Source organism: Streptomyces venetus (genome assembly GCF_039540295.1).
GTDB lineage: Bacteria > Actinomycetota > Actinomycetes > Streptomycetales > Streptomycetaceae > Streptomyces > Streptomyces venetus.
Genome location: NZ_BAABET010000006.1, coordinates 81160 through 98648 on the forward strand (window position 1 = coordinate 81160; position 17489 = coordinate 98648).

Sequence of the window (17489 nt, forward strand, 5' to 3'; positions counted from 1 at the left end):
TCACTCCGCCGCCGGGAGGCCCAGCCGGGGGTGTGCTTCCAGGAGCCTGGTCGGGGCCGCCTGGCGCCAGGAGTCGGCGAGGATGTCCCGCAGCTCGCCCTCGTCCTCCAGCGCGTCGAGCCGGGCCCGCACCCAGGCGAACTGCGCCTCGTGGGAAGCGATCCAGAACTTCCCCGGCTCGGCGAGCACCAGCTCGTCCCGCTCGACCTTGGGGCAGCGCACGGCGAGGGACGTCTCGTTCTCCGGCAGTGTGGCGAACATCTTCCCCGCGACCCGGAACGTGGGCATGCTCCAGGCGATCTTCTCCGTGGTGTCCGGCAGGGACAGGGCGATACGGCGTACGTCTTCGGCATCCGGCATGGCAGGCACGGTAGCCGCTGCCACTGACACTCACCTGGTGAGAGCGCCTGCCGGTACCTGCTTGTAGTAGATCGTCGTCGGCCGCAGCTCTCCGCCGGGGTTCGCCGCGTAGTCGGGGATCGCGCCGATCGCGGTCCAGCCGGCGGACCGGTAGAGATGCTCGGCGGGGCTGCCGGTCTCGGTGTCGAGGTGCAGCAGGGTGATTCCGGCGGCCGCCGCCGCGTCCTCCGCGACGCCCAGGAGCCGGCGTCCGAGGCCTCGGCCCCGGGTGTCCCGGTGCACCATGAGCTTGACGAGTTCGGCGCGGTGACGGCTGTTGGCCTTGTCGGGGAAGGCCAGGCTCACGGTGCCGAGCACCCGGTCCCCGTCGTACGCCGCCCACAGGGCGAGCCGGCCCGCGGCCACGTCCGCGGCCCGCTCCTCCCACCACCTCTGTGCCGCCGCGCGGTGGAGGGGCGCGAGGAAGCCGACCGAGGCGCCGGCGTCGACGGTATCGGCCAGCAGGTCGGCCAACGGGCCCGTGCTCGCGGCCAGCCGGACCGCGTCGAGTCGGTCGACGATCACGGCCGCACCACCGCCAGCAGGTACCGGACGCCGTCGGGAGCGGCACACCGGAAGCGGGTCGGCCCCCACACCCGCATCCGCAGGCAGTCACCGGTGCCGAGACGGTGCTCGGTTTCCTGCGCGGTCACCACGAGAGCCCCTTCCAGGATCCAGATGTGCTGCTCCAGGCCGGCCACGGGCGGACGGTCGTAGGCGATGTCGGCGCCGGCGGTCAGCCGTCCCTCGACGAGTTCGCCGCGCAGGGCGGGGTGCGGAGGCGACACGGACCGCCGTACGAATCCGGAGGTGCGGTCCTGCCACACGGGCTGGTCGGCGGCGCGCGTCACCGGCGCCGGTTCGGCCTCGACCTCGCTGAGCAACTGGGACATGGTCCGCCCGTAGACGGCGCACAGGCGGTTCAGGAGCGCGGCCGTGGGGCTGGTCTCGGCGCGCTCGGCCCGGGACAGGGTGGACCGGCTCACTCCGCTGCGTTCGGCCAACTCGCCCAGGGACCAGCCGCGTTCGGCCCGCAGCTCGGCCAGGCGGGCGCCGAGCCGGGCGTCGACGGCGTCCAGGTCGTCATCCGTTCTCATATCCGGGACGTTATCCCGGATATGAGACGCCGCTGTTGCGGAGTCCTCACACCGGCAGGGGCTGCGCCTGGGCCGACGCGCCGAGCGCGTCCAGTACGGGGCGGATCAGGGGGTGCTCCTCGGCTCCCCGGCGTACGGCGGCGAAGACCCTCCGGGTGGGAGCCGTGCCGTCGACGGGGCGGACGAGCACCCCGGTGAGGTCCATGCCGCGCAGCGCCGAGCGCGGCACCAGTGCGACGCCGGCGTCGGCCGAGGCGAGGGCGACGACCGCGCGGAAGTCGTCCGAGGAGTGCTCCATACGGGGCTGGAAGCCGGCGTTCTCGCAGGCCAGGACGACCACGTCATGACAGGGGTTGCCGGGGTACGGGCCGATCCACGGGTCCTTGGCCAGCTCGGCGAGCGGGATCTCCGCCGCATCGGCGAGGCGGTGGGTGACCGGGACGACCGCGTCGAAGGGTTCCGCGTACAGCGGTACGTGGGTGAGTCGCGGATCGTCGGCGGGCGGGGCGCCCCGGTACTCGACGGCGACGGCGACGTCGAGCTGCCGGTCCAGCACCATCGGCAGGCTCGCGTCGCCCTCGGCGTCCTGGACGCGGATGCGGATCCCGGGCGCCGACTCGGCGAGCCGGGCCACCGCGGGCGCGACGACCAGGGCGATGCCGGTGGCGAAGGAGGCGACCGTGACGGTGCCGGCCGCGCCCGAGCTGTACGCGGCCAGTTCGGCCTCGGCCCGCTCCAGCTGGGCGAGGACCGCGTTGGTGTGGCCGAGCAGGATCTCTCCTGCGGCCGTGAGCCGTACGCCCTTGGCGCCGCGCTCGACGAGCCGGTGGCCGGTCTCCTGTTCCAGCGCGGCGAGCTGCTGGGACACCGCCGACGGGGTCAGATACAACGCGGCGGCAGCCGCCGTCACCGTACGGTGGTCCGCCACCGCACGGAGGATGTGGAGCCGCCGCGCTTCGATCATGCGATCGATTCTCTCAGGTTCCCGGCGTCGCTCAGCCGGCCAGCTCCGCCCGTGCCGTCACGAAGGCGTCGACGGCGCGGTCGACGTCCTGCGCCGAGTGCGCGGCCGACAGCTGGACGCGGATCCGGGCCTGCCCCTGCGGCACCACCGGGTACGAGAAGCCGATCACGTACACACCGCGCTCCAGCAGCAGCTCCGCCATGCGACCGGCGACCGACGCGTCGCCGATCATGACCGGGGCGATGGGGTGGTCGCCGGGGAGGATGTCGAAGCCCTCCTCGGTCATCCGGCTCCGGAAGCGGGCCGTGTTCTCGGCCAGCCGGACGCGCAGGTCGTCCGCCGACTCCAGCAGGTCGAGGACCTTCAGGGAGGCCGCCGCGATGACCGGGGCGAGGGTGTTCGAGAAGAGGTAGGGCCGGGAGCGCTGGCGCAGCAGGGCGACGATCTCGGCGCGGGCGGCGACATAGCCGCCGGAGGCACCGCCGAGCGCCTTGCCGAGGGTGCCGGTGATGATGTCGACGCGGTCCATGACGCCGTGCAGCTCGGGCGTGCCGCGGCCGCCGGGGCCGACGAAGCCGACGGCGTGCGAGTCGTCGACCATGACCATCGCGTCGTAGCGGTCGGCGAGGTCGCAGATCTCGCGCAGCGGGGCCACGTAGCCGTCCATGGAGAAGACGCCGTCCGTGACGATGAGCCGGCGCCGGGCGTCGGAGGCCTCCTTGAGCCGGGCCTCCAGCTCGGCCAGGTCACGGTTGGCGTAGCGCAGGCGGCGGGCCTTGGAGAGCCGGATGCCGTCGATGATCGACGCGTGGTTGAGCGCGTCGGAGATGACCGCGTCCTCCGGGCCGAGCAGCGTCTCGAAGACGCCGCCGTTGGCGTCGAAGCAGGAGGAGTACAGGACCGTGTCCTCCTGGCCGAGGAACGCCGACAGCCGCGCCTCCAGTTCCTTGTGCACCTCCTGGGTGCCGCAGATGAAGCGGACGGACGCCATGCCGTAGCCCCAGCGGTCCAGGGCCTCGTGGGCGGCGGAGACGACCTCGGGGTGGTCGGCGAGGCCGAGGTAGTTGTTGGCGCAGAAGTTGAGGACCTCGCCCGGCCGCCCGCCCGCGGTGACGTTCACCGTGGCGGACTGCGGTGTGCCGATCACGCGCTCGGGCTTGTGCAGTCCGGCGGCGCGGATCTCGTCGAGGGTGGCGCGCAGGTCGTCGCGCACGGAGTCGAACACAGGGGGCTCCTGAGGTGTTTGCGGGACAGGGGGACTTACGCGGTCCAGTCGAGGATGACCTTGCCGCCGCGGCCGCTCGCCGCGTCGGCGAACGCGGCCTCGAAGTCGCGGTGGCCGTACCGGCCGGTGATCACGGGCGCGAGGTCGAGGCCGCCTTCGAGCAGCACGGACATCGCGTACCAGGTCTCGAACATCTCGCGGCCGTAGATGCCCTTGACGGTGATCATCGAGGTGACGATCCGGGCCCAGTCGACGGGGAACTCCCCGGCGGGCAGGCCGAGCATCGCGATCCGGCCGCCGTGCGTCATGTTGGCGATCATGTCGCGCATCGCCTCGGGGCGGCCGGACATCTCCAGGCCGATGTCGAAGCCCTCGCGCAGTCCGAGCGCGCGCTGCCCGTCGGCGACGGTGGCACCCGAGACGTCGAGTGCGAGGCTCACACCGATCTTGCGGGCCAGTTCCAGCCGCTCCTCGCTGACGTCGGTGATCATGACGTGGCGGGCGCCGGCGTGTTTGGCCACGGCGGCGGCCATCAGGCCGATGGGGCCCGCGCCGGTGATCAGGACGTCCTCGCCGACGAGCGGGAACGACAACGCGGTGTGCACGGCGTTGCCGAACGGGTCGAAGATGGCGGCCACGTCGAGGTCGACGGGCACCCGGTGCACCCAGACGTTGCCGGCGGGCAGGGCCACGTACTCGGCGAAGGCCCCGTCCCGGCCGACACCCAGCCCGACGGTGGCCCGGCACAGGTGGCGCCGGCCGGCCAGACAGTTCCGGCACTTGCCGCACACCAGGTGGCCCTCGCCGCTCACCCGGTCGCCGACGGCGATGTCGGTGACGTCGCGTCCGGTCTCGACGACCTCGCCGACGAACTCGTGGCCGACCACGAGCGGGGTGCGGATCGCCTGCCGCGCCCAGCCGTCCCAGGCCCTGATGTGCAGGTCGGTGCCGCAGATACCGGTGCGCAGCACCTTGATCAGTACGTCGCCGGGCCCGACCTCGGGCTCCGGGACGTCCGTGAGCCGGAGTCCGGGCTCCGCCTTCTGCTTGACCAGCGCCTTCACCGCTACGGCTCCTGGGGGTGAGTCCCGGCTCCGGGCATGCCGAAGAAACCCCTGAGCCGGGAGAGGAGTGGGATCGCACTGCAATCTGCCGTACGGCGGCCGCGCCGGTCCATCGAGGATTTCTTAAGCGCCGCCTCAGCTCTGCTTCACGCCCGCCCGGGTGCGCCGCGGAGCGCCGGGCGGTCAGTAGGGCAGCCGGCCGTCCCGGCCCTCCAGTTCCAGGGCGAGCTGTGCGGCGTGTTCCTTGATGGTGGTCAGGCCCGGCTGACCCCACGGCCGTGGGGCGACGTCGGCGACGCTGACCGTGCCCAGCACGAGACCCGTGCCGTCGATGAGCGGTGCCCCGAGATAGGAGTGGACGCCGAACTCGTCGACCATCGGATTGCCCGCGAACCGCGGGTAGTCGCGGACGTCCTCCAGGGCCAGGGCCTTGCGTCGCGCCACCACGTGGGGGCAGAACCCGTGATCGCGGGGCAGGGCACGGCCCACCCGGGGGCTGGTGCCGTCGCCGCGCACGACCGGCACGACGTCCGGGACGTACAGTCCCGCGTAGAACTGCCCTCGTTCGTGCGGGAAGTTGACCATGGCGTACGGCGCCCCGGTGAGCTCGGCGAGGCGCTGCGCGAAGGCGTCGAGCGCGGGTTCGGGGTGCTCCCCCAGGCCGAGCTCGCGCAGGCGGCGAACGCGGGCGGGGGCCTCCTTGTCCTCGGGTGTGAGCAGCAGACGACCGGCCGGGCGGGGCGGGTCGTAGCTCATGGGCGTGCTCCTGGGTGGTGGTCATGTGTCATATACGGGCTCCCTGGGAGGTGTTGGGGTGTCACATGTGGGCGCCATACCCCGTCGCGGGGGCCGGCGTGTGGGCGATGAGGTGGCGTACGAGGGTCAGCAGGGTCCGGACCCCGGAGCTGGAGATCCGGGCGTCGCAGCACACGACGGGGATCTCCTCGGTCAGGTCGAGGGCGCCGCGCACCTCCTCGGGGTCGTAGCGATGGGCGCCGTCGAACTCGTTGACGGCGACGACGAAACCGAGGCCGCGCTGCTCGAAGAAGTCGACGGCCGCGAAGCACTCCTGGAGCCGGCGGGTGTCGGCGAGGATGACCGCCCCGAGCGCGCCTTCGCACAGCTCGTCCCACATGAACCAGAACCGTTCCTGGCCGGGGGTTCCGAACAGGTACAGCACGTGTTCGGGGTCGAGCGTGATGCGGCCGAAGTCCATGGCCACGGTCGTCTCGACCTTGTTCTCGATGCCGTCGAGGTTGTCGGTCGCGGCGCTGACGGTGGTGAGGAGTTCCTCCGTGCTGAGCGGCGCGATCTCGCTGACCGCGCCGACGAAGGTCGTCTTGCCCACGCCGAACCCGCCCGCGACCAGGATCTTCAGTGCGGTGGGGAACGGGTCGGCGCCGTGGCCGGGTCCGTCGGTGTAGTCAGAGCTGTCGTCGTAGTCCATCGAGCACTGCCTCCAGAAGGGCCCGGTCCGTCGGGTTGTGGTGGAACGCGGGGGGCTTGGTGGTCAGCGCCCCGCAGTCGACGAGGTCCGCCAGCAGCACCTTGGTGACGGCCACCGGCAGTTTCAGATGGGCGGCGACCTCGGCGACCGGGACGGGCGCGCGGCACAGATCGAGCGCCTGCGTGTGCTCGGGGCCGAGATAGCCGAGGGGGGTCGCCCCGGTGGCCATCAGCTGCGACATCAGGTCGAGCGCGACGGTCGGACGGGTTCGGCCGTCGCTGACCGTGAACGGGCGCACCAGCCGCCCGGCCGCGTCGTCGAGCCAGGGCCCGTCGCCGGCCGCCGCCACGTTCAAGGCCTCATCGCGGGGGATCCGGCGGACTGCTGGCGGGGAGCGGTCACCAGATACGGCCGGACGCTCTTGACCAGCATCGCCATCTCGTAGCCGAGCACCGCCGCGTCGGCCTCGCGGCCGGCGAGCACGGCCAGACAGGTGCCGGAGCCCGCGGTGGTGACGAACAGCAGCGTCGAGTCGAGTTCGACGACGACCTGCCGTACGTCGCCACCGTCGCCGAAGCGGACACCGGCGCTGCGGCCGAGGGAGTAGAGGCCGGAGGCCAGGGCGGCCATGTGGTCGGCGCTGTCCGGGTCGAGGCCGTGCACGGACTTCACCAGCCCGTCGCAGGACAGCAGCACGGCGGCGGTCGTGTGCGGTACGCGCTGCACGAGGCCGCTCATCAGCCAGTCGAGATCGGATACCTGGGCGGTCGGCGCATCGCTCGCCATGGTGGATCGACTCCTTGGGGTACGAAGGTCTGCGGGAGCGCTGGGGGTGGGGGTGGAAACGGGGGTGGTCATCCGGCGGGCGCGCTCCCGTCGGGCCGGATGGTGAGGTGGTCCTGGAGTGACGGCTCTGCGGGGAACGGCTCCGCGTGGGCGGGCTCCGTGTGGGCGGGCTCGGCGTGGGTGGGCTCCGTCTGGGTGGCGTCCCACTGCCCGTTGTCGGCGTTCTCGGCGTTTCCGGCCTCGAAGTGCTGCTGTGCCTCGGCGAGGCTGATGCCGCGCTGGAAAGCCGCCATCAGGCCCGGGTCGTGGCCGACGAGGTGGTCCGATTCCTGGCGGGGCACCGGGCCGTCACGCAGCTGGGGCGCGATGTGTTCCTGGGCGCGGCGCCGGGGCAGTCGCGGCTTGCCCATGGTGCCGCGCACGGTGGCGCCCCGCGCGGTGGGCAGCTCGGTCACGTTCTCGGCGAGGACGTGCCGGTCGTCGGGCCGGATGCCGGGCCTCGCCTCGGCCGGGTTGGGACGTTCCCGGCGGGTTCCGCGCATGGGCAGGGGCGCGGGCCGGCCGCTCGACGGGCTTGCGCCCCGGGCCGGCTGGAACTCCTGCTGGAGGCCCGGAGGTGGGGCGGGTGCGGCGAGCGGGACCGGCGACGGCGAGTCGGACGCGGTCACGGGCACCGAACCCGACGCCGAGGTCGAGGCCGATTCCGGTGCCGGTGCCGGTGCCGGTGGGAATCCGGGCACGGACGCCGCGCGGGACTCCGCAACGGTGTGCCCGTCCGTCCCGCCCTGCCCGGCCGGCACGGGCTGCTGCCCGTGCTGCCGCGCCGGTACAGCCGGACCGCCCATACCCGTCGCCACAATCTCCGGCCGGCCCGCGCCGCCATCGGCCGCATTGGCGTCGCTCCCGAGCAGCGCCTGCGGCACGACGAGCACCGCCTGCACTCCGCCGTAGATGTTGCTCTGGAGGCGGACGGTGATGCCGTGCCGCCGGGCCAGTTGCGAGACGACGAACAACCCGATGCGGCCGTCCGCGAGGAGCCGCGCCACGTTCACCTGGTCGGGATCGGCCAGCAGGGCGTTCATCCGCGTCTGCTCCTCCAGGGGCATGCCGAGCCCCCGGTCCTCGACCTCGACGGCGAGCCCCGAGGTGACGAGGCCCGCGCGCAGCAGCACCTGGGTGTGCGGCGCGGAGAACACCGTGGCGTTCTCGACGAGTTCGGCCAGCAGGTGGATGACGTCGGCGACGGCGTGTCCACGCAGGGTGCCCTCGATCGGCGGCACCAGCTTGACCCGCGAGTACTGCTCGACCTCGGCGATGGCCGAGCGCAGCACCTCGGTCATGGGGACCGGGTTGCTCCACTGGCGGCGGGAGGCGGCCCCGCCGAGCACGGCGAGGTTCTCGGCGTGGCGGCGGATGCGGGTGGCGAGGTGGTCGACGTGGAAGAGCCCCTTGAGCAGCTCGGGGTCCTCCATCTCGTTCTCGAGCTCGTCGAGAATGGAGATCTCGCGGTGCACCAGAGACTGCAGGCGCCGGGCCAGATTCACGAACACGTCGAGCTTCTGTTCGCTGCCGGCCTGGCTGGAGAGCTGCGAGGCCTGGACGACGGCGGTGACGGCGCCGTCGTGCGCCCGGGTCAGGTCGGCGGCGAGCAGGTCGAAGTCGTCCGCGTCGTCGGGGGTGCCGCCCCGCGGGCCGTACGGCACGTGCTGGGGCGGTCCGTCGCCGCGGCGCAGTGTCTCGACCAGGGCGCGCAGGTCGGCCTCGCGCCGTGCGGTGGTGCGGCGCAGGACGCCGACGCGGTCGTGCACGGACCGGGCGGCGCGGTTGGCGGCCACGGCGGCCACGATGATGCCGACCAGGGCCACCGAGACCGCCCCGGCGAGCACGGCCCACAGCGTGGGGCCCGGCCGCGTCCCGGTGGACCGGACGGTGAAGAGGACGGCTGCGCAGCCGCTGAGGGCTACGGCGACGGGCGGCAGCACGGCGATCCGCAGCAGCTGGGGCCGTATGTGGGTCTCGGGCAGCGCGGGTGCGGTGCGTGAGGCCGGCCGCCCGTGGCGCCCGCCCTCACGGCGGTCCGCGCGTGCGGCCGGGGCACGGAGGTGAGACATCGGTGTCCTCGTACTGGTCCGTCGGGCCTGGTCGCCAGGGGGGCGTGCGGGGGTACGACCGGGCTCGCGCGGTCGCTTCCGCCCGTCGCCGGCGTCCGTCGTGCGCGGGGAGCGGGGCTCTCCCTCGCGTCGACTCCCTCGTCCGCCTTGCGCCTGCACGTGCCGGTCCCCACTCCCTGATCCGCCTGCTTACCGACGGACACTGACAGTAGTCGTCAGCGCATCATGTGCGGTGGGCAGTTGACAAACTCATACGGCAAGCGTCCTGCCCTGGTATGAGGTCTCGCACGACAGACCGATAACTCCCTCGCGTATCGGTTCACGAACGAACCCGATCCGATCTGACCTGGTCAGAAGCGGTCACACGCAGGCGGCGAGGGCCGGGAAGCCTCTCACCCCCGGACCCTCGCCGTCGATCCGCCGACAACCCCGGGTCGGCTCGCCGGGAGCGCCCGAGGGCCTCCGGCACCCTTCTCCCGATGGCACCCTTCGTCACTCACCGTGTCGGCCTGGGCCAGGGGTGCCGCACTTCGCCCGTGCGGGGCAGGGCGACACGGGCCGCCACCACACCGGCGGCCGCCGAAGACGGCGTCGGACGCCGCCCCATCTGCATAACGGCCTGTACGGCGGCGATCCTCTCCCAGAGGACACGATCCGGCTGTTCGAGCAGCAGCATGGTGTCCGGCTCCCCGCTTCCTACCGCAGCTCCTCAAGGATGTCGCCGACGGAGGAGCGGGACCGGACTACGGGCTTGTGGGCCTCTCAGAGGAAGTGGACGACGAAGAGGCTCTGCACGACCTCGAGAAGAGGGCCGGCGCGCGGGCTTCCTGTCCACGCCGTTTCCGCACACGCACGAGTGGCCGGGGCCGGGTAAGGACGGTGAGGCCACCTACTCGGTCGGAGGGAGTCTGGTCATCGGGGAGTCCGGTTGCGGCATGTTCCACCGGCTGGTCGTCACAGGGAGGAACGCCGGCCAGGTCTGGTTCGACGATCCTGACTGGGGCGGCCCGACACCGGGGCCGGACTTCCGAAACTGGTACCTGGCATGGCTGGCTACGACCTGACTGCTGTGGCCCGAGCCCGTCCGGGCGAGCCGGCCGGCGGATCTCACACCGCGGTCTGACGGAGGTCGGCCTCGCTTGCTGTCAGCGCTCCCCCGCAAGGTCGAGATCTTCCCTGGGGACCTCGGCAGCAGCCTGCGTCAGCTGGGGCCGACGCCAGGGGTGAGCGATCGGATGGGACACCCCACGCCACCACGCCTCCACCGGGAGCTTCCCCGCCGGCTCGAACGGCTCACCCGGCCGCGGGAACGCCACCGCCTGACCAGCCTCCTCGGCCGCGTCCTTCGTCCACTCCCCCGGCTCGGCCCAGGCGTGCGTGGCGAGGTTGAACGTGGCCCAGTGGATCGGCAGCAGCACGCCGTGCGGCTTGCCGCCCTGCAGGTCGAGCTGGGCCCGGAGCCCCTCCGCTGGCGTCATGTGGATGTCGGGCCAGAAGTCGGAGTACGCGCCGAGCTGGATCATCGTGGCGTCGAACGGCCCGTGCTCGGCGCCGATCTCCTTGAAGCCCTCGAAGTAGCCGGTGTCGCCGCTGTGGTAGACGCGGTGCTCGTCACCGGCGACGACCCAGGAGGCCCACAGCGTGTGCTGGGTGTTGCGCAGCCCGCGGCCGCAGAAGTGCCGGGCGGGGGTCGCGGTCAGGGTGAGGCCGCCGATCTTGGTCGACTCGTGCCAGTCCAGCTCACGCAGCCGGCTCTCGGCCACGCCCCAGTGCTCCAGGTGCGCGCCGACGCCGAGCGGCACGGCGAACAGCGTGTCCGTGCCGGCCAGGGCCTTGATGGTGGGCATGTCCAGGTGGTCGTAGTGGTCGTGCGAGATGACCACGACGTCGACCGGGCCGAGCGCGGCCAGCGGCAGGGGCACGGGGTGCAGCCGCTTGGGGCCGGCGAAGGAGAACGGGGAGCAGCGCTCGCCCCACACCGGGTCGAACAGGACCCGTGTGCCGTCGATCTCCGCGAGCACGCTGGAGTGCCCCATCCAGGTCAGTCGCAGTCCCGTGGCCGGGGGCCGGGCGATGTCGGCGAGCGTGGTCGGGTGCACCGGCACCGTGCCCTTCGGGCTGCGCCGGGGCCGGGTCTCCTTGTCGAAGAAGACCTTCGCGAAGTCCAGGGTCGAGCCCGAGGGGCGGGTGCGTGCGGGGCCGCCGGGGTTCTGGAAGACCCCGTCCTTGAAGTGGGGCGATCTGCGGATGCGGGCCATGCGCTCACCGCGCGGATCCGCGCCGAACGCCCCGGGCTGCAGCACACGGAGCCCGGAGCTCAGGGAACGGGAACCGGCCACGGTACCTCCAGGTGGAGTCGGTCAGGCTTTCCATTATGGTCGCCCCCTCCGACAACACCGGGACACAGGGGTCCCGCCGAGGGTCATACTGAACGCTGATTCAGTAACCCGGCGAAGGAGCCCGCATGGCCGCCCCCCTGCTGTCCCTCACCTGGACCGACCACCTCACCGGCCACCAGGGCTTTCTCGTCGTCGACCGGCTGGTGCGCGGCGTCGCCAGCGGCGGACTGCGGATGCGGGCCGGCTGCACCCTGGAGGAGGTCACCGGGCTGGCCCGCGGCATGACCATGAAGGAAGCCCTGCACTACGACCCCGACAGCCGCTACGTCCCGCTCGGCGGCGCCAAGGGCGGCATCGACTGCGACCCGCGGGACCCCGAGGCCTACCCGCTGCTGGTGCGCTACCTGCGCGCCATGCGGCCGTACGTCGAGAGCGTCTGGACGACCGGCGAGGACCTCGGGCTCACCCAGGACCTGGTGGACCGGGCCGCGGCCGAGGCGGGGCTGGTCTCCTCCGTCCAGGCCGTGTATCCGCTGCTGGACGACGAGGCGGAGGCACGGCGGCGGCTCGCGGACGCGTTCGCGGTCGAGGTGGACGGCATCGGGCTGGACGAGCTGGCCGGCGGCTGCGGTGTCGCCGAGGCGACCCTCACGGCACTGGACCGGGCCGGCGTTCCGTACACGGGGACGCGGGTCGCCCTCCAGGGGCTGGGCACCATGGGCGGAGCCACCGCACGTTTCCTCACCCGCGCTGGGCTCACGGTCGTGGCCGTGGCCGACATCAAGGGCACGATCGCCAACCCGGCGGGCCTCGACGTCGAGGCGCTGCTCGCCGCACGGGACGCGTACGGGACCGTGGACCGCTCCGCGCTGCGGTCCGGCGACCGCGAACTGCCGGGCGAGGCCTGGCTGTCGGCCGACACGGACGTCCTGGTGCCGGCGGCCGTCTCGTACGCGATCGACGCCGGCAACCAGGATCGGATCACCGCCCGCTGGGTGGTCGAGGCGGCCAACATGCCCGTACGGCCGGAGGCGGAGCTGCTGCTGGCCGCGCGCGGGGTGACCGTGCTGCCGGACGTCGTCGTCAACTCCGGGACGAACGCCTGGTGGTGGTGGACGCTGTTCGGGGACGTCGGCGCCGATGCGCAGGAGGCGTTCGCGCACGTGCGCCGCTCGATGCGGGCCCTGGTGGAGCGGATGCTGGCCCGCGCGCAGGCCGACGGGACGACTCCGCGGGCCGCCGCCCACGCCATCGTCGAGGACCGGCTGCCGGAGCTGGCGGACCGGTTCGGCTGGTACCGCTGAGGCGCCGCGGGCCGTGCGGAGCGGCCGAATCACGGCGTCGAGGGGGCGCGGGCGCGTGTGTAGGGTGACGGCGTGACGAGAGTCCGGTTGAGCGTGGCGGAGCGGCGCGGGGAACTGCTGCGGGCCGCCGTCGAGCAGATCGAGGCCCGGGGCGTGGCGGCGGTGCGGATCGCCGACGTGGCGTCGGCGCTCGGCGTGAGCAACGCGCTGGTGCTCTATCACTTCTCGACGAAGGAGCGGTTGGTCGCCGCCGCGTTCCGGCACGCGGCGGAGGGCGACCTCGCGCAGCTGCGCAAGCTGCTCGGCCGCCGTACGTCGGCGCTGCGCCGGCTGCGGTCGGCCGTCCGGTGGTACGCCCCCACGGGCCAGGCCAAGGGCTGGCGGCTGTGGATCGAGGGCTGGGCGGCGGCCCTGCGCGAGCCCGCGCTGCGGGAGGTCACCCAGGACCTCGACCGACAGTGGAAGGCGGCCATCACCGAGGTCATCGCGGAGGGCGTGGCCGCGGGCGAGTTCCACTGCCCCGACCCGCACGGCACGGCCCTCCGCCTGACCGCTCTCCTCGACGGTCTGGCCGTGCAGCTGACGTCCTACGCGGACGCGGTGCCGCGGGCCCGTGCCCAGGAGTGGGTGGACGAGTTGCTGGTCCGCGAACTGGGCCTGCACCCGGTCGGCTCGACCGGGTCGTAGCAGGCCGGCCACCGATCAGCCCACCGGGTGCGTGGGTGGGCACGCCCGGCGCGGGTAGACGGGCGCCATGCCAGAGGTGATTCAAGCAGGCGGCTGGGGGCTGCTGGCCGGATCCGCGCTGCTGCTGGGAGCGGTGTTCGGCTACCGGCTGCGCGTGCCGCAGAAAGTCATCGCGTTGGTGATGGCCTTCGGTGCCGGCGTGCTGCTCTCAGCGGTGTCCTTCGAACTGGTCGGCGAAGCCTACGAGGAGGGCGGACTCGCCCCGGCGGTCGTCGGAACGCTGGCGGGGGCGGCGGCCTACACGGTCGGCAACCTGTGGCTGGCAGGCCGCGGCGCGCGCCACCGCAAGCGTTCCGGCCATCGCTCCGATCAGGCGCAGCCCTCGGAGGAAGAGCACGGCGGCTCCGGCTTGGCCCTGGCGCTGGGCGCGCTGCTCGACGGCGTCCCCGAATCCGCCGTCATCGGTGTCAGCCTGCTCGAGGGCGGCGCCGTCAGCATGGTGACGGTGGCGGCGGTGTTCATCAGCAACGTCCCGGAGGGGCTGTCCAGCTCGGCCGGAATGAAGAGGGCCGGACGCGGCAAGGGCTACGTCTTCGGCGTATGGGGGGCCATAGCCGCCGCGAGCGTCGTTTCCGCGGTGCTCGGCTACACCGTCGTCGGGGGCTTCTCCACCACTGTGATCGCGGCGGTGACAGCCGTGGCCGCGGGCGCGATCCTGGCCATGGTCGCCGACACGATGATCCCGGAGGCGTTCGAGGAAGCCCATGTGGCGATCGGACTGGTCACCGTCAGCGGTTTCCTGGTCTCCTTCGCCCTGTCCCATGCCTGAAAGGGCCCGGCAAGCCGAGGCGCCGAGCGGGGTGACGGCGGCACCGGCCAGGAGGAAGCCGTACCGCGGCGCGTCGAAGACGAAGTGTTCAGACCCGTCCGAGGCTGAACAGCACCGGTGTCCGGCACCGTCGCGCCGCACCGCGCCGGAGGATGCCTGCCCCCGGCGCGGCCCGACGCACCAGCCCGGCGACGGCGCCCGTGCCCCGGCCCGACCGCCGGAGGCACCCGCACCGTCACGCGACCGAAGCGATCCGCAGCCTGATGTCGTCCGGCGACAGCGCGCCCTTGGCCGTCACGTGGTCCCCCGACGACTCCCCGCGCAGCCGCCGCCCGATCCACGGCACCAGGAACTCCCGTGCCCAGTGCACGTCGTCGCGCCGGACCTCGAGCGTGCCGCGCGGCGGCAGCGGGGGCCATTCCTGCTCAGGGTCGGCCGGTACGTCGAGGCCGAGCGCCTGCCCCGCGCGGAGCGCCACCCGGGTGTGCCCCTCCGGGGACAGGTGCAGCCGGTCGGAGTCCCAGGCCCTGCGGTCCTGGACACTGCGCAGGGACCACAGGTCGAGCACCGGGCAGCCGTACCGGTCGGCGATGGCCCGGACATGCCCGTTGTAGGTGGCGATCTTGCCGCGCAGATGCTTGAGCACGGGCACGCCCCGGGTGTCGAACCCGGTCGTCACCATGACCGTGCCCGCCACCGCGGCGAGTCGCGCCACGGCCCGCTCGAAACGCTCGGCCACCTCGTCCGGATCGGTGCCGGGCCGGATGATGTCGTTGCCGCCGGCGCAGAACGAGACGAGGTCCGGGGCCATGTCGACGGCCCGCGGGACCTGCTCCGCCACGATCTGGTCGAGGAGCCTTCCGCGCACGGCGAGGTTGGTGTACTGGAAGTCGCCTTCGGGCCGGCGGTCGGCGAGCAGGACGGCGAACCGGTCGGCCCAGCCGACGAACGCCCCGTCGGGGCCGGGATCACCGACGCCCTCGGTGAAGCTGTCCCCCACTGCCACGTACGACCCGATCACTGCTCTGCTGTCACTCTTCGAATCGTCTGCCACAGCAGCTCATGATTCACCTTCGAATGTGACCTACGCGACCGTAGGAAGGGGTTGACGGGCGGTGACATAAGCCACTCCTAAAGTGTTCACCAACTCCGGAATAGGCTGCATGTCAGGGATGTTGGGGTGTCGACCAGACCCGGAAGCCCGTGATGCGGAAGTGGCTCCACACGGTCCGGAAGGCGAAGTGCCCGCCCGTGTAGGGCTCCGGGTCGCGGTAGTCGAACACGAGCCGCCCGTTGTTCCACCACCGGACCGTCGAGCCGTCGGAGACGATCCGGACCCGGTTCGGCTCGCCCGGCACGAGCAGCGGCTCGGTGTAGTCGAGGACGAGGGGACGGACGCCGGGCTGACCCACGTAACGCCGCAGCCGGGTCGTGGTGTTGTAGTTGGCGCCGTAACCCGCGTAGTACGTCGTCAGGTGGTCGTACTCTTCGAGCGCCCCGCCGCGCGGTGTCGCGAAGAGGTCGTCCGGGGAGCGGACGTCGGTCGCGTTCCAGAAGTTGTTGAGGTCCGAGACCCGGTCGTTGGCCCCGCCCTCGGAGACGGGTGTGGCGGTGTATTCGAGGACGTACGGGCCTTGGAGTCGCCGCTTGAACCATACGGTGGCCCCGCCGGGCACGTCGATCTCCAGCACGCCGCGGGAGGCGGTGACGGTGCCGCCGGTCTGGAGTTCGGTCACCCACTGGGCGAGGCCGTGGCGGAAGTCGTCGTGGGCGACGAGGCGTCGGTGCCGGGGTGCGGCGTCGGCGCTCCCGGTCGGGGTGAGGGCCGCCAGCGCGGCTCCGGCGGCCAGGGCTCCGAACGTTCTGCGGGTGGTCGGCACGGGACACAGCTCCTTCAGAAAGCGCTTGCACTCACGACGGGATCACTGTGGCCCAACTGCCGCCCGCTGTCGATCCCTTGAGGCGATCGCCGCCGCGCGCACACCGAAGGCCGGACCCGGGGATCGGGGCCCGGCCTTCGGAGGCGTGTCAGGCAGGTGGTGCGGTCGGTCAGCCGACGGAGACGCCGTGCGCGCGCAGGTAGGCGACCGGGTCCACGTCCGAGCCGTAGTCCGGCGTGGTGCGGATCTCGAAGTGCAGGTGCGGTCCGGTGACGTTGCCGGTGGCGCCGGACAGGCCGACCTGCTGCCCGGCCGTCACGGTCTGGCCGGCCGAGACGGAGAGCTGGGACAGGTGGGCGTACTGCGCGTACTTGCCGTCCTCGAGCTGGATGACGACCTGGTTGCCGTACGCGCCGCCCCAGCCCGCGGAGACGACCGTGCCCGCGCCGACGGCCTTGAGGGAGGTACCCGTCGGGACGACGAAGTCGACGCCGGTGTGGTAGCCGCTGGACCACATGCTGCCCGACATGTGGTACGGAGTGCCGACGGTGGCCCCGTCCACCGGGAGGGTGAAGCCACCGGCGCTGGTCTCGGCGGCCGGCTTGGCCGCGGCGGGCTTCGCGGCGGTGCCGGTCTTGGGGGACGACTCGGCGGCGGACGACTTCTCGGCCGACGCCTTCGGCGCGGACGGCTTCGCCTCGGGCGCGCTCGCCGCCTTCTCACCGACGGAGAGCTTCAGGCCCGGGTGGATCAGCGACGGGTCGTCGCCGATGGCGTCGCGGTTGTCCGCGTAGAGCTTCTTCCAGCCGCCGCTGACGTGCTGGTCGTCGGCGATCTTCGCGAGCCAGTCACCGGCCTTCACCGTGTAGGTGTGGTCACCCGTGGCCTTTTCGGCGGTCGTCTTCTCGGCGGCCGGAGCGGACTGGACGGCCTTTTCCGGGGCGGACTGCACAGTGGCGGCGTGGGCGCCGGCGGCCCCCATGAGGGGAAGGGCGAGGGCGGCGCCGCCGGTTCCGGCGACGGCTATGGAGCGGGTGAAACGCTGGGTCTTGGGACGGCGGTGCTTACCCTTCGCGGGCATGGCGAATTCCTCTCCGGCGCCTGCGAGGTGAGCTGTCGGGTTCGGGCTGGAGATGCCCGGCCGCGCCGAGGCGCGGCTTAACCCCAAGCCGTTCCGGGAACCGGAACAGGCGTCGTACCTGTGGGTCCCCCGCTCCTGCCGTTCACGGGTCAGTGTGTGCGGGCTCCGGGCGGCGGCAGGATTGGGCGTCCGTCCGGATTGGTGTGGAACGTAAGCGACCAAGACGCAATGGGACAAGCTTGCGGTTGCGCATGACGGCGTTTTCCTTGACGCGTC

19 protein-coding genes and 1 riboswitch are annotated in these 17489 nt (G+C 72.5%); of the genes, 3 read left to right on the top strand and 16 right to left on the bottom strand.

Features of this window, described 5'->3' with window-relative positions:
* From ABEA82_RS20475 to ABEA82_RS20535, 13 genes are all read right to left on the bottom strand, one after another.
* Positions 1 to 360, bottom strand: coding sequence for an MmcQ/YjbR family DNA-binding protein (locus tag ABEA82_RS20475; protein WP_345663018.1), 360 nt, complete (start codon positions 358 to 360; stop codon positions 1 to 3).
* Between the two features lie 30 nt (positions 361 to 390).
* Positions 391 to 924 carry a GNAT family N-acetyltransferase gene (locus tag ABEA82_RS20480; protein ID WP_345663019.1) on the bottom strand — a complete coding sequence of 178 codons (534 nt, stop codon included), beginning with the start codon at positions 922 to 924 and terminating at the stop codon, positions 391 to 393.
* Entirely contained in the window at positions 921 to 1496 is a 576-nt protein-coding gene (locus ABEA82_RS20485) for a helix-turn-helix domain-containing protein (protein WP_345663020.1), read from the bottom strand. Before ABEA82_RS20485 ends, ABEA82_RS20480 begins: the two co-directional genes overlap by 4 nt.
* Before the next feature lie 46 nt (positions 1497 to 1542).
* Complete coding sequence (locus tag ABEA82_RS20490; RefSeq protein ID WP_003994408.1) at positions 1543 to 2460, bottom strand: LysR family transcriptional regulator; 918 nt, start codon at positions 2458 to 2460, stop codon at positions 1543 to 1545.
* 31 nt (positions 2461 to 2491) lie between these two features.
* Positions 2492 to 3685 carry a glycine C-acetyltransferase gene (locus ABEA82_RS20495; RefSeq protein ID WP_345663021.1) on the bottom strand — a complete coding sequence of 398 codons (1194 nt, stop codon included), beginning with the start codon at positions 3683 to 3685 and terminating at the stop codon, positions 2492 to 2494.
* 35 nt (positions 3686 to 3720) lie between these two features.
* A complete protein-coding gene (gene tdh / locus ABEA82_RS20500; protein ID WP_345663022.1) occupies positions 3721 to 4749 on the bottom strand; it encodes an L-threonine 3-dehydrogenase in 1029 nt (342 codons plus the stop codon).
* Positions 4750 to 4932: 183 nt separating this feature from the next.
* Entirely contained in the window at positions 4933 to 5505 is a 573-nt protein-coding gene (locus ABEA82_RS20505; protein WP_345663023.1) for a GAF domain-containing protein, read from the bottom strand.
* Between the two features lie 61 nt (positions 5506 to 5566).
* Positions 5567 to 6196, bottom strand: a complete 630-nt coding sequence (locus ABEA82_RS20510) for a GTP-binding protein (protein ID WP_345663024.1) — start codon at positions 6194 to 6196, stop codon at positions 5567 to 5569.
* The gene (locus tag ABEA82_RS20515; RefSeq protein ID WP_345663025.1) at positions 6174 to 6545 is read right to left on the bottom strand and encodes a DUF742 domain-containing protein; all 372 of its coding nucleotides are present in this window, start codon (positions 6543 to 6545) and stop codon (positions 6174 to 6176) included. The genes ABEA82_RS20510 and ABEA82_RS20515 overlap by 23 nt, the downstream gene beginning before the upstream one ends.
* Before the next feature lie 2 nt (positions 6546 to 6547).
* Positions 6548 to 6982 carry a roadblock/LC7 domain-containing protein gene (locus tag ABEA82_RS20520; RefSeq protein ID WP_345663026.1) on the bottom strand — a complete coding sequence of 145 codons (435 nt, stop codon included), beginning with the start codon at positions 6980 to 6982 and terminating at the stop codon, positions 6548 to 6550.
* A 68-nt stretch (positions 6983 to 7050) separates the two neighbouring features.
* Positions 7051 to 9093, bottom strand: a complete 2043-nt coding sequence (locus ABEA82_RS20525) for a sensor histidine kinase (RefSeq protein ID WP_345663027.1) — start codon at positions 9091 to 9093, stop codon at positions 7051 to 7053.
* 496 nt (positions 9094 to 9589) lie between these two features.
* Complete coding sequence (locus ABEA82_RS20530) at positions 9590 to 9769, bottom strand: hypothetical protein (protein ID WP_345663028.1); 180 nt, start codon at positions 9767 to 9769, stop codon at positions 9590 to 9592.
* Between the two features lie 469 nt (positions 9770 to 10238).
* The gene (locus tag ABEA82_RS20535) at positions 10239 to 11432 is read right to left on the bottom strand and encodes an MBL fold metallo-hydrolase (protein ID WP_345663029.1); all 1194 of its coding nucleotides are present in this window, start codon (positions 11430 to 11432) and stop codon (positions 10239 to 10241) included.
* Positions 11433 to 11557: 125 nt separating this feature from the next.
* Between ABEA82_RS20535 and ABEA82_RS20540 the strand changes: the two genes are divergently transcribed.
* From ABEA82_RS20540 to ABEA82_RS20550, 3 genes are all read left to right on the top strand, one after another.
* The gene (locus tag ABEA82_RS20540; RefSeq protein ID WP_345663030.1) at positions 11558 to 12736 is read left to right on the top strand and encodes a glutamate dehydrogenase; all 1179 of its coding nucleotides are present in this window, start codon (positions 11558 to 11560) and stop codon (positions 12734 to 12736) included.
* Between the two features lie 72 nt (positions 12737 to 12808).
* Positions 12809 to 13423 carry a TetR/AcrR family transcriptional regulator gene (locus ABEA82_RS20545; RefSeq protein WP_345663031.1) on the top strand — a complete coding sequence of 205 codons (615 nt, stop codon included), beginning with the start codon at positions 12809 to 12811 and terminating at the stop codon, positions 13421 to 13423.
* Positions 13424 to 13490: 67 nt separating this feature from the next.
* On the top strand, positions 13491 to 14252 hold the full coding sequence (locus ABEA82_RS20550) for a ZIP family metal transporter (protein WP_345663032.1): 762 nt from the start codon (positions 13491 to 13493) through the stop codon (positions 14250 to 14252).
* Positions 14253 to 14487: 235 nt separating this feature from the next.
* On the opposite strand, the gene ABEA82_RS20555 is transcribed toward ABEA82_RS20550, so the two are convergent.
* From ABEA82_RS20555 to ABEA82_RS20565, 3 genes are all read right to left on the bottom strand, one after another.
* A complete protein-coding gene (locus ABEA82_RS20555; protein ID WP_345663462.1) occupies positions 14488 to 15273 on the bottom strand; it encodes an SGNH/GDSL hydrolase family protein in 786 nt (261 codons plus the stop codon).
* Positions 15274 to 15418: 145 nt separating this feature from the next.
* Positions 15419 to 16132 carry a DUF6250 domain-containing protein gene (locus ABEA82_RS20560; protein WP_345663033.1) on the bottom strand — a complete coding sequence of 238 codons (714 nt, stop codon included), beginning with the start codon at positions 16130 to 16132 and terminating at the stop codon, positions 15419 to 15421.
* Between the two features lie 169 nt (positions 16133 to 16301).
* Positions 16302 to 17213 (bottom strand): M23 family metallopeptidase, encoded by a 912-nt coding sequence (locus ABEA82_RS20565; RefSeq protein WP_345663034.1) that lies wholly within the window; start codon positions 17211 to 17213, stop codon positions 16302 to 16304.
* A gap of 4 nt (positions 17214 to 17217) precedes the next feature.
* A riboswitch (cyclic di-AMP (ydaO/yuaA leader) is annotated at positions 17218 to 17378 on the bottom strand.
* Between the last annotated feature and the right edge of the window lie 111 nt (positions 17379 to 17489).

Excerpts from the sequence above, each read along its gene's own strand:
- ABEA82_RS20540 (WP_345663030.1), top strand. The coding sequence starts at position 11,558 with ATGGCCGCCCCCCTGCTGTCCCTCACCTGGACCGACCACCTCACCGGC.
- ABEA82_RS20485 (WP_345663020.1), bottom strand. The coding sequence starts at position 1,496 with ATGAGAACGGATGACGACCTGGACGCCGTCGACGCCCGGCTCGGCGCC.
- ABEA82_RS20505 (WP_345663023.1), bottom strand. The coding sequence starts at position 5,505 with ATGAGCTACGACCCGCCCCGCCCGGCCGGTCGTCTGCTGCTCACACCC.
- ABEA82_RS20510 (WP_345663024.1), bottom strand. The coding sequence starts at position 6,196 with ATGGACTACGACGACAGCTCTGACTACACCGACGGACCCGGCCACGGC.
- ABEA82_RS20550 (WP_345663032.1), top strand. The coding sequence starts at position 13,491 with ATGCCAGAGGTGATTCAAGCAGGCGGCTGGGGGCTGCTGGCCGGATCC.
- ABEA82_RS20475 (WP_345663018.1), bottom strand. The coding sequence starts at position 360 with ATGCCGGATGCCGAAGACGTACGCCGTATCGCCCTGTCCCTGCCGGAC.
- ABEA82_RS20525 (WP_345663027.1), bottom strand. The coding sequence starts at position 9,093 with ATGTCTCACCTCCGTGCCCCGGCCGCACGCGCGGACCGCCGTGAGGGC.
- ABEA82_RS20565 (WP_345663034.1), bottom strand. The coding sequence starts at position 17,213 with ATGCCCGCGAAGGGTAAGCACCGCCGTCCCAAGACCCAGCGTTTCACC.
- ABEA82_RS20530 (WP_345663028.1), bottom strand. The coding sequence starts at position 9,769 with ATGCTGCTGCTCGAACAGCCGGATCGTGTCCTCTGGGAGAGGATCGCC.
- ABEA82_RS20520 (WP_345663026.1), bottom strand. The coding sequence starts at position 6,982 with ATGGCGAGCGATGCGCCGACCGCCCAGGTATCCGATCTCGACTGGCTG.
- ABEA82_RS20490 (WP_003994408.1), bottom strand. The coding sequence starts at position 2,460 with ATGATCGAAGCGCGGCGGCTCCACATCCTCCGTGCGGTGGCGGACCAC.